11 protein-coding genes and 1 pseudogene are annotated in these 12,171 nt (G+C 60.0%); 7 read left to right on the plus strand and 5 right to left on the minus strand.

What is annotated here, in order from left to right; all coding sequences use genetic code 11:
* The first annotated feature begins 5 nt into the window (after window positions 1–5).
* The 5 genes from JJD66_RS04975 (at window position 6) to JJD66_RS04995 (ending at window position 6,776) form a co-directional block, all read left to right on the plus strand.
* Entirely contained in the window at window positions 6–1,409 is a 1,404-nt protein-coding gene (locus tag JJD66_RS04975) for a GntT/GntP/DsdX family permease (protein ID WP_089042349.1), read from the plus strand.
* Between the two features lie 20 nt (window positions 1,410–1,429).
* Window positions 1,430–2,290, plus strand: coding sequence for a MurR/RpiR family transcriptional regulator (locus JJD66_RS04980; RefSeq protein WP_200647689.1), 861 nt, complete (start codon window positions 1,430–1,432; stop codon window positions 2,288–2,290).
* A gap of 1 nt (window position 2,291) precedes the next feature.
* On the plus strand, window positions 2,292–3,770 hold the full coding sequence (locus JJD66_RS04985; protein WP_200647690.1) for an N-acyl-D-amino-acid deacylase family protein: 1,479 nt from the start codon (window positions 2,292–2,294) through the stop codon (window positions 3,768–3,770).
* 113 nt (window positions 3,771–3,883) lie between these two features.
* A complete protein-coding gene (locus JJD66_RS04990; protein ID WP_200647691.1) occupies window positions 3,884–6,331 on the plus strand; it encodes a dermonecrotic toxin domain-containing protein in 2,448 nt (815 codons plus the stop codon).
* Between the two features lie 76 nt (window positions 6,332–6,407).
* A complete protein-coding gene (locus tag JJD66_RS04995; RefSeq protein ID WP_200647692.1) occupies window positions 6,408–6,776 on the plus strand; it encodes a glyoxalase superfamily protein in 369 nt (122 codons plus the stop codon).
* A gap of 75 nt (window positions 6,777–6,851) precedes the next feature.
* Here JJD66_RS04995 and JJD66_RS28390 read toward each other — a convergent pair whose 3' ends face one another.
* Both JJD66_RS28390 and JJD66_RS28395 read right to left on the minus strand, forming a co-directional pair.
* Window positions 6,852–7,715: a methyl-accepting chemotaxis protein gene (locus tag JJD66_RS28390; protein WP_419789560.1), complete on the minus strand. Its 864-nt coding sequence runs from the start codon at window positions 7,713–7,715 to the stop codon at window positions 6,852–6,854.
* A 39-nt stretch (window positions 7,716–7,754) separates the two neighbouring features.
* Window positions 7,755–8,771 (minus strand): annotated as a pseudogene (locus JJD66_RS28395) (methyl-accepting chemotaxis protein); the annotation flags it as partial.
* 255 nt (window positions 8,772–9,026) lie between these two features.
* Between JJD66_RS28395 and JJD66_RS05005 the strand changes: the two are divergent.
* Window positions 9,027–9,644: an FKBP-type peptidyl-prolyl cis-trans isomerase gene (locus JJD66_RS05005; RefSeq protein ID WP_034128752.1), complete on the plus strand. Its 618-nt coding sequence runs from the start codon at window positions 9,027–9,029 to the stop codon at window positions 9,642–9,644.
* Between the two features lie 60 nt (window positions 9,645–9,704).
* Here the strand turns inward: JJD66_RS05005 and JJD66_RS05010 are convergent, their stop codons facing one another.
* The 3 genes from JJD66_RS05010 to JJD66_RS05020 form a co-directional block, all read right to left on the minus strand.
* Window positions 9,705–9,962, minus strand: a complete 258-nt coding sequence (locus tag JJD66_RS05010) for a PA4570 family protein (RefSeq protein ID WP_005791321.1) — start codon at window positions 9,960–9,962, stop codon at window positions 9,705–9,707.
* A 160-nt stretch (window positions 9,963–10,122) separates the two neighbouring features.
* On the minus strand, window positions 10,123–10,464 hold the full coding sequence (locus tag JJD66_RS05015) for a zinc ribbon domain-containing protein YjdM (RefSeq protein ID WP_034128750.1): 342 nt from the start codon (window positions 10,462–10,464) through the stop codon (window positions 10,123–10,125).
* Between the two features lie 170 nt (window positions 10,465–10,634).
* A complete protein-coding gene (locus JJD66_RS05020; RefSeq protein ID WP_003194086.1) occupies window positions 10,635–11,603 on the minus strand; it encodes a polyprenyl synthetase family protein in 969 nt (322 codons plus the stop codon).
* 239 nt (window positions 11,604–11,842) lie between these two features.
* Between JJD66_RS05020 and rplU the strand changes: the two genes are divergently transcribed.
* Window positions 11,843–12,157 carry a 50S ribosomal protein L21 gene (gene rplU / locus JJD66_RS05025; RefSeq protein WP_007950961.1) on the plus strand — a complete coding sequence of 105 codons (315 nt, stop codon included), beginning with the start codon at window positions 11,843–11,845 and terminating at the stop codon, window positions 12,155–12,157.
* Window positions 12,158–12,171 lie beyond the last annotated feature (14 nt).

The following is a 12,171-nucleotide window of genomic DNA, read 5'->3' on the forward strand; positions in this document are numbered from 1 at the left end:
CGGGAATGATTTATGAGTTTCACAACCAATTCGACGTGACCCTTTCCGAGGAGTACCGCATGGCCGCATCACCGGGCTTCGGGCTGTTGGCATACGCTGCCATCGCCATCATTGCATTGATCGTGCTGATTGCACGCTACCGACTCAACCCCTTTATCGTGATTACCCTGGTGTCCATCGGCCTGGCGCTGATGGCCGGGATGCCGGCGGACACCATCATGGGCTCGTACGAGGCGGGTGTCGGCAAGACCCTGGGGCATATCGCCCTGGTGGTGGCGCTGGGCACCATGCTCGGCAAGATGATGGCCGAGTCGGGCGGCGCTGAGCAGGTGGCGCGCACGCTGATCAACCGCTTCGGTGAGCGCAATGCACACTGGGCGATGGTGTGTATTGCGTTTCTGGTGGGGTTGCCGCTGTTTTTCGAGGTCGGCTTTGTACTGCTGGTGCCGATTGCCTTTACCGTGGCGCGACGCGTGGGCGTGTCGATCCTGATGGTCGGGCTGCCGATGGTCGCCGGCCTGTCGGTGGTGCATGCGTTGGTGCCGCCGCACCCGGCGGCAATGATGGCGGTGCTGGCCTATAACGCCTCGGTCGGGCAGACGGTGCTGTATGCGATTTTGATTGGCATCCCCACGGCGATCATTGCCGGGCCCGTCTACGCCAAGTTCATCGTGCCGCACATTCAGTTGCCGGCGGAAAATCCGCTGGAGCGCCAGTTCATCGAGCGTGAACCGCGTACACGCCTGCCCAGCTTTGCGCTGACCATGGGCACTATCCTGTTGCCGGTGGTGCTGATGATGATCGGCGGCTGGGCCAGCGTGATTTCTACGCCGGGCAGCGGTTTCAACCAGTTCCTGTTGTTTATCGGCAACTCGGTGATCGCCCTGTTGGTGGCGACCCTGGTGAGTTTCTGGACCTTGGGCCTGGCCCAGGGCTTCAACCGCGAGTCGATCCTCAAGTTCACCAACGAATGCCTGGCGCCGACCGCCAGCATTACCTTGCTGGTGGGCGCGGGCGGTGGTTTGAATCGCATCCTGGTGGACGCTGGTGTTACTCATGAAATCCTTGGCCTGGCCCATGCGTTCCAGTTGTCGCCGCTGGTGATGGGCTGGCTGTTCGCCGCGCTGATGCGCGTCGCCACCGGCTCGGCCACGGTGGCCATGACCACCGCGTCCGGGGTGGTCGCGCCGGTCGCCTTGGGCCTGGGTTATCCACACCCTGAATTGCTGGTGTTGGCGACCGGTGCAGGCTCGGTGATCTTTTCCCACGTGAACGACGGCGGCTTCTGGCTGATCAAGGAATACTTCAATATGACGGTCATCCAGACCTTCAAGACCTGGACCGTACTCGAGACCCTGATTTCGCTGGTCGCCTTCGGCCTGACCTACGGCCTGTCCCTTGTGTTATGAGCCTGTAACCCGGAGCCCCCATGGACATCCTCTATCAGATCCGCGCCCGCCAAGCCTCTTTCAGCGCCGGCGAAGGGCGCATCGCCCAGTTGATGCTTGAGGATGTGGGCTTTGCCGCCTCCGCCAGCCTGGAGGAACTGTCGCAACGGGCTGAGGTGAGTACCGCCACCTTGTCACGCTTCGCCCGCAGCGTGGGCTGCCGTGACTTGCGCGATTTGCGCCTGCAATTGGCCCAGGCCAGCGGCGTGGGTAGCCGCTTCCTGGACCCGGCGGGCAAGCCAGAACAGTCAGCGTTTCATCGGCAGATTCTGGGGGATATCGAGGCGACGTTGCGTCAACACCTGTCGGGCTTCAACCAGCGCAGCTTTGGCGATGCGGTCAAGCTGTTGGGCAAGGCGCGGATGATCCATGCGTTCGGCATGGGCGGGCCGTCGAGCCTGTGCAGCGATGAATTGCAGGTGCGCCTGGTGCGTCTGGGCTATCCGATTGCCGCCAGCCACGACCCTGTGATGATGCGTGTCACGGCGGCGACCCTTGGGCCCGAACATGCCGTGATCGCCTGCTCACTCACGGGCCTGACCCCCGAGTTACTGGAGGTGGTGACGCTGGCGCGCAACTACGACGCGCGGATCATTGCCATAACCCTTGCCGATTCGCCGCTGGCGCAGTTGGCGGATGTCGTGCTGCCGCTGCAATCGGCGGAAACCAGTTTTATCTACAAGCCCACTGCGGCCCGCTACGGCATGCTGCTGGCTATCGACCTGCTCGCCACCGAGTTGGCGCTGGCCCTGCCGGACGACAACCAGGAACGCCTGCGCCGGATCAAACTGGCTCTGGACGATTACCGCGGCGGCCCTGGTAGCCTGCCGCTTGGAGATTGATATGAAGTACGACACGCTGATTCGCCAGGCGCTGATCATCGATGGCAGTAACACCCCAGGGTATGTCGCCGATGTGGGCGTGCAGGCAGGGCGCATCCGTACGATTGGCGACTTGTCCACAGCCCAGGCCGAGCAGATCATCGACGGCCATGGCCGGGTATTGGCACCGGGTTTTATCGACGTGCACACCCACGACGACACGGTAGTGATTCGCCAGCCGCAGATGCTGCCCAAGCTCAGCCAGGGCGTGACCACGGTGATTGTCGGCAACTGTGGCATCAGCGCTTCGCCGGTCAGTTTGCGCAGCGACCCGCCGGACCCGATGAACTTATTGGGCAACCGTGAGCAGTTCTGTTATCCGCGGTTCAGCGATTATCGCAACGCGGTGCAGGGCGCCCATCCGGCAGTGAACGTCGCGGCATTGATCGGTCACACGGCGCTGCGCAGCAACCATATGGACGACCTGCATCGCACCGCCACACCGTATGAAATCGCGGCCATGCGCGTGCAGTTGCAAGAGAGCCTGGAGGCCGGTGCCTTGGGGTTATCCACAGGCCTGGCCTACGCCAGCGCCTTCAACGCCGAGACCGATGAAGTGCTGCAACTCGTTGAGGAACTGACGGCCTACGGCGCGGTGTACACCACGCATTTGCGCAGTGAGTTCGAGCCAGTGCTGGAAGCAATGGATGAGGCGTTTCTGATCGGTCGACATGCCAGGGTGCCGGTGATCATTTCCCACCTTAAATGCGCCGGAGCCGGTAACTGGGGGCGCAGCCCGCAGCTGTTGGCGGCCCTGGAAGCAGCGGCAAAAGATCATCCGGTGGGTTGTGATTGCTACCCCTATGCCGCCAGCTCCTCGACCCTGGACCTCAAGCAGGTGACTGACGCGTTTCGCATCACCATCACTTGGTCCACACCGCACCCGGAAATGGGCGGGTGTGATTTGCAGGAGATTGCCGCCCAGTGGGGCGTTTCGCTGATGGATGCCGCCCGCCGTTTGCAACCTGCGGGGGCGGTGTATTACGGCATGGATGAGGCGGATGTGCGGCGCATTCTTGCGCACCCATTGTCGATGGTGGGGTCGGATGGGTTGCCTGAAGATCCGTTTCCTCATCCGCGCTTGTGGGGCGCTTTCCCACGGGTGCTAGGGCATTTCAGCCGGGATGTCGGATTGTTCCCGTTGTACACGGCGATACACAAAATGACCGGGCTGTCGGCGGCGCGTTTCGGCTTGGCCCAAAGAGGAGAAATTCGCGAGGGGCACTGGGCTGACCTGGTGCTCTTCGACCCTGCGCGGGTGCGTGACATGGCGGATTTCAAGACGCCTCAGCGTGCGGCCGAAGGGATTGAGCGAGTATGGGTAAACGGCGTCTTGAGCTACAGCGAAGGGCAGGCGAACACACGGCGTGCGGGTCGTTTTCTGGCGCGCAGCGGTGATTTGCGCCGAGGTTTTCAGCTTGGTGCGCGGGATGCGATCTGACAGTGCTCGGCCCGATAGCGTGTCTGAATATGGCCAATCAGCGCTTACAAAAAGCTAATTGATTGCAAAGGACGGCTCTCTAGCATGTGCAGGTCTTATTACGGAGAGCCTGTATGAACACTCAGTCTGTAAGCCCCAGCCAACTCGCTAACCAGCCCGGCAACGCCGTCATTTCATCTACCGTCACGCCGCCTGACGCAGCGGTGAATGGGGGCGTCGATGCGATGTCGGCGTTCCCTTTTCCGCGTGACACGATCAAAGGCTGGATCCAGGAAAAAGTCTGGAACCTGACCAATCAATGGATCGACCCCGACAAGGTATACCTGCATCAGTTTTCGCCTGCCAACAGTACCCACACTGGCAGCGCCGTGACCGGGTGGGAACATCGCGGAGTTCCCGAGTCGTCCATGACGTTGACCGATGCCGTGGCCAGTGATTTTTTCTCGGCGGAACGCTACGGCACGGCCGGCAAGGCTCAGGCGCTGGCGCATTTCGTGTCTTCGAATACCAGCCCGTTTTCGTTGCTGGACAGCGAAAGTGTGCCGGATTTTTTCAGCCGGCTGGGCAAGTTCATTTTCGACCGGACGGGACCGGGCTACCTCTACTCGAAAATTCACGATGATGTGCCCAACGCCGTGGAGACCTGGCGTGATCTGGACGCCGCCTATGGCCTGTACCTGGATGGGCCGGGAAAAGGCACCTACGACGCCGGCAACCAACTGCGCATGAAGCCCAGCGAGCTGCTGAACCTGGTGCGTGAGGGGGACCTGCAGAAAAAGGTGATGACCAGGCTGGACAATTTTTGGATGCAGCACGGCGACGAGTGGCGGATGCTGGCCAAGCAACAGTTTGTGATGGAGGCCCGTGCCGCGCGCGCCCTCAACCAACAAGACTCCAGCCAGGGCCTGAGCCCGCAGGCTTATGCCGAGGTAATGAAAGCGGCGGCGTCAGGTGTACCGCTCGAGGGGCCGATGTCCAAGGCCCAGTTACAGGCGCAGACGACGCCGGGTCCGGACACCAGGGTGTTTTGCTTCGACATCAATGGTTATAAGTCCAATGACATCCTGCGCTTCATCTCCAAGAGTGGTACCGAAACCCTCTATGTCCCCGGCGCAAAACCCGCGATCCAGACTTTCAAGGACCGAGCCGCCGTGGACCAGTGGGTGCTCGAACAAAGCAAGGACCCCGCCAAAGCCAAGGTGCTGGAGGAACATTTCTCGCTGCGTGATCGTCAGCAGGGCGTGTTTGGCGCCCTGAGTGCCAACGGCGTGGACGTCACCCTGGCCAAGCTGGGTGCAGGCACCCAGGCAGCGAATGACAGTGTTATCGATACTTTGAATTATCCAATCGGCGGGGACGTGTTTTCCTTCATGGCCAGCCAGACACGCCAACGCATCGACAATGATGCGGATACCGAAATGAAATCCAACGGCGAAGTGCGCAAGGACGACGCACTGGCTCTGTTGCAAGCCGGCAACGCAATATTCTCCATCCCCATGGCCTTGCTCGGGCCTATTGGTCTGGCGCTTGGCGCCGTCTCTTATACGGCACAGGTAGGAATGGAAATCGACCAGGCCGTGGAGGGTGACACTCAGGCCGAGCGCAAGAATGGGCTGCATTCGGCGGTGATGGACGTCGCGACGATGGCTTTTTTTCACGCCCTCGGCAAGGCCGGCCCTTCCACGGCCGACCCCGCTGTCGAGTCCGGCGCTCAACCGACGACGGCGCAAAAACCGTTTTTCAACTATCGCCGCGTGAACGGGCAGATCGGTGTGCTGATGAGTCCGACGGAACCTGCGCGGCTACCCGAAAAACCAGCAAACGGGTTGAATCCTGCGTGGGACCCATCCATGGAGATTTACCTGCAAGGGGGGGCCAAGCGTCCCTCAGTGCAGCCCCGGTATGAGATCGTCGAGGAGGGCCCGTCTACGGCGAAGAAGCCCAAACTCGAGGACTCGGAAAACGAACTGTCGGAGAATGAGGAGTCGCCGTCTTCGGTGGTTTCCGATGCCACGTCCTCCGGGGATTACGAGCCGTACGACGATAGCAACGTGCTCAAGGTCAATCCGTTCAAGGCCGGCGTCCAGGTGCCTGATGGTGGGTATTTCAACAGTCGAGGCATGATTGAACGTACCGATATACCCAAGTTGTACCGCGTCGAAAAGGCGGATCGCGTAGAGCGTCGCGGTGATCCGGCAAATTATGGTTTCCGGGACTCAAACTTCTTTTCCGGGGCTGAAAAAATGATGGACGGCAATGTCGTGATGGCGTCTCGCTCAAAGGCGGCGGCGATACATTTTGGTGATACTGCACTCGGCGGCAAGTACCACCTTTACGAAATCGACAGTCGCGGTGTTCCCGTCGTCTCTTTCAACGAAAATATCGAGGTAAACCCGCAGTTCGTCGAGGCTCGCCAGTGTGTGGCGCCCGGCACCATCGAGCGGATGCGCAAGTCGGGCCACTTGAATGAGTTTGCAGAAAGCTCCTATGAGTTCGATGAAGTGCATGTGGACAATGATCAACTGTCGAGCGCAAGGATCAGGGAAATTCACAACCATTGAGCGTGTTCACTTTGAGCGCTTGCTGAGCTAGGGTGGTCGCTCGCCAGCAACGAGCGACCGGAACTTGGAGAGTTATATGCACTTAGGAAAAGTCACCCCCATCCTGCGGATTTTCGACGAGGCCAAGGCGTTGGAGTTCTACGTCGATTTCCTGGGGTTCAAGGTCGATTGGCAGCATCGCTTCGAGGCGAATTTTCCGTTGTACGTGCAAGTGTCGCTGGGGGAGTGTGTGCTGCACTTGTCCGAGCATCATGGCGATGCTTCGCCAGGGGCGGCTGTGCGGGTCCAGGCCCAAGGGGTCGATGCGTATCAGCAGCAATTGCTGGGCAAGGAATACCGGTATGCCAAGCCTGGGGTTGAAGACACGCCGTGGGAGACGCGGGAGATGAGCATCAGAGACCCGTTTGGGAATCGGTTGGTGTTTGTTGAGGAGAGCGAGGGCTGATTCTCCCATTGGGCTGTTCGCAGGTAGGGCCCTTGTGACGAGGGAGCTTACTCCCTCGTCACCATGGTTGTGGTGCTACACCCGGAAATGACTGACCATCTGCTGCAACTGGCTACCCAGGCGCGCCAGTTCAACACTCGATTTGGCTGTCTCATCACTGGCCGTAGCGGTCTGCTCAGACACGTCACGCACGTTCACGATACTGCGGCTGATCTCTTCCGCCACGGCGCTCTGTTGTTCGGCGGCCGCGGCAATTTGCTGGTTCATCGACTGGATATTGGACACCGTGCGGGTGATGCTTTCCAGGGACACACCCGCCTTGCGCGTCAGCTCGACACTGCTGTCGGTGAGACTGCGGCTGTTGTTCATCACGTTGGCCACTTGTTGGGTACCGTTCTGCAAACCGGCTACAAGGTCTTCGATTTCTTCGGTGGACTTCTGTGTACGCTGCGCCAGGCCACGCACTTCGTCGGCGACCACGGCAAACCCACGGCCGGCTTCCCCGGCACGCGCAGCTTCAATGGCGGCGTTAAGTGCCAGCAGGTTGGTCTGTTCGGCCACGGCCTTGATCACGTCCATCACGCTGCCGATCTTGTTGCTCTCTTGTTGCAGGTGCGTCATGGCGTCGGTGGAGCGCGCCACTTCGGCCGCCAGGCGTTCGATCTGGGCGATGGCTTCAGCCACCACTTTATCGCCTTCGCGGGCCTGGCCGTCAGCGTCGGAAGCGGCTTGGGAAGCCTGTTCGGCATTGCGCGCAACTTCCTGCACAGTGGCGGTCATTTCATGCATGGCGGTGGCGACCTGATCGGTCTCGATCTTCTGGCTGTTCACGCCGGCGCTGGTCTGCTCGGTCACCGCTGACAATTCTTCGGCGGCGCTGGCGATCTGAGTGACGCCGTCGCGAATGCCGCTGATCAGCTCGCGCAGGGTGGTGCCCATGCGCTGGATGCCTTGCTGCAACACGCCCAGTTCGTCGCGACGGGTCACCTGGATATTGTGGCTCAAGTCGCCCGAAGCGATGCGCTCCACCACGGCCAGGGTGTCCTGGATCGGGCGGGTGATCTGGCGGGTGATTACCCACGCGGCAATCACGCCGACCAACAGGGCCAGCAAGGTGCTGATCAGTTGCAGGCTGCGGGCCTGGGTGCTTTCGGCGTCGCGACGTTCCAGTTGGATGTCGTACAGCTTGTCGCTGATTGTCACGATGTCGGCGCCCTGGGTGGTCATTTCGGCACGGGCGGTGACGATATTGGCATTGGCCGCCTTGTAGCTCTGCACGGCGCTGCGATAGGCGCCTAGCGCGGTTTCCAGTGCGGACAATGCGCTTTGCTGGCCAGTACCGAAGGCAACGCTGAGGCCTTTCAAACCAGTGACAGCTTTTTCCAGCTGTGTAGCAGCGCGGGCTTCGGTTTCTGCGTTGGGGCTATTGGTATAGCCGCGCACTTCGTAGCGAGCCTGCATGAATTCGTTCTTGGCCTGGGTCACGGCCAGGAACTGCGTGAAGCGTTCCGGGCTGTCGGATGACTGCTGCACACTGGTTTCCAGCGCATTGATTTGCGCGTTGGCAATGTCGGCCTTGGCGCCCATGACATCGCGCGCAGCGTTGCCATTGCGGTAGGCCTCGCGCATTTTGTTCAGGGACTGGCGGTAAGCGGTAATGACGGCTTTCTGCTCATTGAGCAGCTTGAGGTTTTCCGGGCTCTTGAAGCTGTCGAGCAGCTTCTGTTGCTGGGCGGCGAAGGCATCGAGGCTGGTCTGCACGTTCTGCGCCACAGCTTCGTCGCCATTGGCCAGCATGTATTGCAAGCGCACGATACGCAGTTTGGTCAGCGAGGCATTGAGCTGGGTGATGTCGCTCATCCAATTGCTACGGTCGATCAAGCCTCCCAGGCTGGTCCAGCCAGTGAGTGCCAGGATCGAGGTGAGGACCAGCACCAGGCCGAAGCCCAGGCCGAGTTTGAGATTGACGCTGATGTTACCGAACCAGCTGTTCATCGAAAGCTCCTTGAAGAGTGATGTCTGTCTGCTGGACGGTGTGTTTTTGTTTGAGCCAGCCAAGATGTGTAGGGCTGTATCGGCGGGAAAGGATGATTCTGAAATACTTTTATTGTTCGTCGACGAAGGGTCGCCGGCGCGCAACGGCGATGCCGGGGTGGGGCTGATCACGGCCCGCTCATGTGTGCTAGTCTGCGGGCCCTTTTAGTTCTGGGCGGCGCGGGAAACCGTGGCGTCCTACAGCGGAGCCTCTTCATGTCCGAAGTTAATCTGTCCACCGACGAAACCCGCGTCAGCTACGGTATCGGCCGTCAGTTGGGCGACCAGCTGCGCGACAACCCGCCACCGGGCGTCAGCCTGGACGCGATCCTGGCCGGCCTGACCGACGCATTCGCAGGCTCGCCAAGCCGTGTTGACCAAGAGCAAATGGCGGCCAGCTTCAAGGTGATCCGCGAAATCATGCAAGCCGAAGCCGCTGCCAAGGCTGAAGCTGCAGCGGGCGCTGGCCTGGCTTTCCTGGCGGAAAACGCCAAGCGTGATGGCATCACCACCCTGGCTTCCGGCCTGCAATTTGAAGTGCTGACGGCCGGTACCGGCGCCAAGCCGACCCGTGAAGACCAAGTGCGTACTCACTACCACGGCACCCTGATCGACGGCACTGTGTTCGACAGCTCCTACGAGCGCGGCCAGCCTGCAGAATTCCCGGTGGGTGGCGTGATCGCCGGCTGGACCGAAGCCCTGCAACTGATGAATGCCGGCAGCAAATGGCGCCTGTACGTGCCGAGCGAACTGGCTTACGGCGCTCAAGGCGTTGGCAGCATCCCGCCGCACAGCGTTCTGGTATTCGACGTCGAGCTGCTCGACGTTCTGTAAGGCCTGCTGGTTACCTGTTGGGACGAACGCGTTCGCCCCAACAGGTATTTGCCAGTTTCTTCATGGATGGAACTTGCCATTCAAGTCGGTCGCCGGGCGCAACGCTCGTGCATAGCAGAACAGAAACAGATTCCTCACCACTTCCTTCAGCACCCCAGGCTCACTGGAACTCAGGCCGTTCACGTCCAGATCGCCCTGGTCCTGCAGCTCGTTCAGCGCTTCTTCCTCAAGCACCGCACAGACTTCACCGGTTTCCCGATGCAGGATTCTCAGGTAAGGGTGGGGGCGATCCAGCCAGGCATCTATCAAATAAGTCATGGTCGTTCTCCTTGATGGGTTTCAATGAGAATAATTCTTATTCGTAGAATAGCAAGCGTCTATTGGCAATTTCTGGGTTTTTCTGTGTGGGTATTGCGTTCGATCAACGCAGAGGGCGAAACGCCATCCCGCGGCGGGCGCGGGATGGAATGCAGCAGGTTCAGACTTTGCGCACGAACTCGGACTTGAGTTTCATCGGGCCGATCCCGTCGATCTTGCAGTCGATATCGTGGTCGCCGTCGCACAGGCGGATGTTCTTGACCTTGGTGCCCACCTTGACCACCAGGGAAGTGCCCTTGACCTTGAGGTCCTTGATCACGGTGATGGTGTCGCCATCCTGCAGGACGTTGCCCACAGAGTCTTTCTTCACGGTCTCATCGCCGACCACTTCGGCCTCGCCGTTGGCGGACCACTCATGGGCGCATTCCGGGCAGACCAGTTGGGCGCCGTCTTCGTAGGTGTATTCGGAATTGCATTTTGGGCAGGGTGGCAACGTGCTCACTAAAGCTCCTAGAAAGTCAGGGATGGCTAAAAGTCGCACATTATATAGGGTTTTAAACGCGGGTGGGGTTGGACTCGTCCTAATGTGGGAGCTGGCTTGCCTGCGATAGCGGCAGTGAATTCACTCCCGTCATCGCAGGCAAGCCAGCTCCCACATTAAACAGCGCGGAATCAGTGAGTACGGGCGACCGCAAACTCACTCAGCTCAACCAGGGCATCCCGGTATTCACTGGCCGGCAGCGCTTCCAGGCATGTGATCGCCCGCGCCACGTAGTCACGCGCCAGTTGCGCGGTGTACTCCAGGGAACCGGAGGCTTCTACGGCGGCACGGATGGCTTCCAGGTCTTCGATCCCGCCTTTCTGGATCGCCTTGCGCACCAGGGCAGCCTGTTCCGGCGTGCCTTCGCGCATGGTGTAGATCAGCGGCAAGGTCGGCTTGCCCTCGGCCAGGTCGTCACCGACGTTCTTGCCCAGGGTTTCAGCGTCGCCTTTGTAGTCGAGCAGGTCATCCACCAGTTGGAACGCCACGCCCAGGTGATCACCGAACGTGCGCAGGGCCTCAGCCTGTTCGGCGGTGGCGCCACACAGCGCGGCTGCACTGTGGGTAGAGGCTTCGAAGAGCATCGCGGTTTTGCCGCGAATCACTTCCATATAGGTTTCTTCAGTGGTGCTGGCGTCGCGGACTTTGGATAGCTGCAACACTTCGCCTTCGGCGATGATGCGTGTGGCCTGTGAAAGAATCTTCATCACGGGCATCGAGCCCAGCTCCACCATCATTTCGAACGAGCGCGAATACAGGAAGTCGCCCACCAACACGCTGGGCGCATTGCCCCACATCGCGTTTGCGGTCTCGCGACCACGGCGCATGCCGGACATGTCGACCACGTCGTCATGCAGCAGGGTGGCGGTGTGCAGGAATTCGATCGTGGCGGCCAGTAGGCGCAGGTCATCGCCTTGACGGCCCAGGGCCTTGCCGCACAGCAACACTAATAAAGGACGCAGGCGTTTGCCGCCCGCCGACGTAATGTAGTCGCCAATTTTGGAGACCAGCGGCACTTTAGACGTCAGCTGCTGCTTGATGATGCCGTCGACGGCGCTAAAATCGTCCGCGACCGCGCGGTAGAAAGCTTGGGGTTGCATCAGCGACAGTCGCTCCAGAAGGGTTGCGCGGCATGCTAGGACCCTGACCCCCGGGTGTCAAGGCGCGATAGACGGCCCCTTGCAAGCCTCCCATAGCTTGCGTACAATCGCGCACCCTGAACTTCCTGGGCAGCACCTGCCTTACGCAATTGCATTCGGGACGTCCATCCCATGCAGCCATGCCAGCCAATACCTCTTCTTATAAAGCGCTGGGTGAGCAGGATTATCGGAGAAATACCATGTCGTACGCAGTAATTGTTACTGGTGGCAAGCAATACAAAGTCGCCCCAGGTGAATACCTGAAGATCGAGAAACTGGAAGTCGCTACTGGCGAATCCGTTACTTTTGATCGCGTTCTGTTGGTCGCCAATGGCGATGACGTGAACATCGGCGCTCCAGTTGTTGCTGGCGCTACCGTTGTGGCTGAAGTGATCTCCCAAGGTCGTCACGATAAAGTCCGCATCATCAAGTTCCGTCGTCGTAAGCACCACATGAAGCGTATGGGCCACCGCCAGTGGTACACCGAGATCAAAATCACCGGTATTCAGGCTTAATTTCAGCCTAATTC

The sequence above is a fragment of the Pseudomonas sp. MF6751 genome, from assembly GCF_016613265.1.
Taxonomy (GTDB): Bacteria; Pseudomonadota; Gammaproteobacteria; order Pseudomonadales; family Pseudomonadaceae; genus Aquipseudomonas; species Aquipseudomonas fluorescens_BV.

What these genes read in the sequence shown, in the direction of transcription:
- JJD66_RS04975 (WP_089042349.1), top strand. Translation starts at nt 6, where the DNA reads ATGATTTATGAGTTTCACAACCAATTCGACGTGACCCTTTCCGAGGAG.
- JJD66_RS04980 (WP_200647689.1), top strand. Translation starts at nt 1,430, where the DNA reads ATGGACATCCTCTATCAGATCCGCGCCCGCCAAGCCTCTTTCAGCGCC.
- JJD66_RS04985 (WP_200647690.1), top strand. Translation starts at nt 2,292, where the DNA reads ATGAAGTACGACACGCTGATTCGCCAGGCGCTGATCATCGATGGCAGT.
- JJD66_RS04990 (WP_200647691.1), top strand. Translation starts at nt 3,884, where the DNA reads ATGAACACTCAGTCTGTAAGCCCCAGCCAACTCGCTAACCAGCCCGGC.
- JJD66_RS04995 (WP_200647692.1), top strand. Translation starts at nt 6,408, where the DNA reads ATGCACTTAGGAAAAGTCACCCCCATCCTGCGGATTTTCGACGAGGCC.
- JJD66_RS28390 (WP_419789560.1), bottom strand. Translation starts at nt 7,715, where the DNA reads ATGGGCACCACCCTGCGCGAGCTGATCAGCGGCATTCGCGACGGCGTC.
- JJD66_RS05005 (WP_034128752.1), top strand. Translation starts at nt 9,027, where the DNA reads ATGTCCGAAGTTAATCTGTCCACCGACGAAACCCGCGTCAGCTACGGT.
- JJD66_RS05010 (WP_005791321.1), bottom strand. Translation starts at nt 9,962, where the DNA reads ATGACTTATTTGATAGATGCCTGGCTGGATCGCCCCCACCCTTACCTG.
- JJD66_RS05020 (WP_003194086.1), bottom strand. Translation starts at nt 11,603, where the DNA reads ATGCAACCCCAAGCTTTCTACCGCGCGGTCGCGGACGATTTTAGCGCC.
- rplU (WP_007950961.1), top strand. Translation starts at nt 11,843, where the DNA reads ATGTCGTACGCAGTAATTGTTACTGGTGGCAAGCAATACAAAGTCGCC.